This is a genomic window from Kocuria sp. CPCC 205263 (assembly GCF_040981075.1).
GTDB classification, from domain to species: Bacteria; Actinomycetota; Actinomycetes; order Actinomycetales; family Micrococcaceae; genus Kocuria; species Kocuria rosea.
The window spans coordinates 1-519 of record NZ_JAVKPV010000087.1 but is presented as its reverse complement, the minus strand read 5'-3'; the positions used below and the strand labels follow the sequence as shown (position 1 = coordinate 519).

Genomic DNA, 519 nt, shown 5'->3' with positions numbered 1-519 from the left:
CAGCTCTGAGGTCATCTCATAGATGGTTTTGCACTCGAAGCGCGGTTTAATCGCCTGGTCGGTAAAGATCACGTAGGACATGTTGCCGCAGGAGGCATCCAGGGCGAAATCCATCTGCTCTGACGCGGTACAGTCCGGCAGCAGGATATCGGCATATTTCGCCGACGATGTCATGTGGCAGTCAATCACCACAATCATTTCGCACTTCGTGTCATCCTGCAGAATTTCATGGGTACGGTTGATTTCGGAGTGCTGGTTGATAAGACAGTTGCCGGCATAGTTCCAGATCATCTTGATCGGCACATCCAGCTTGCCTTTGCCACGCACCCCGTCGCGCAGCGCGGTCATCTCAGGACCACGTTCGATTGCATCCGTCCACATAAACATGGAGATGCTGGTCTGCACGGGGTTGTCCAGCGTCGGCATGCGTTCAAACGGCAGCGAATACGAGCCTTCACGGGCGCCGGTATTCCCGCCGTGAACACCGACGTTGCCGGTCAAAATGGAGAGCATGGAGAT

General features: G+C 54.9%; 1 protein-coding gene. It reads right to left on the bottom strand.

Going from position 1 to position 519, the window contains the following annotated elements; translation table 11 throughout:
* On the bottom strand, positions 1 to 513 hold a 513-nt coding region (locus RF647_RS19275; protein ID WP_368813139.1), incomplete at its 3' end, for a molybdopterin-dependent oxidoreductase.
* Between the last annotated feature and the right edge of the window lie 6 nt (positions 514 to 519).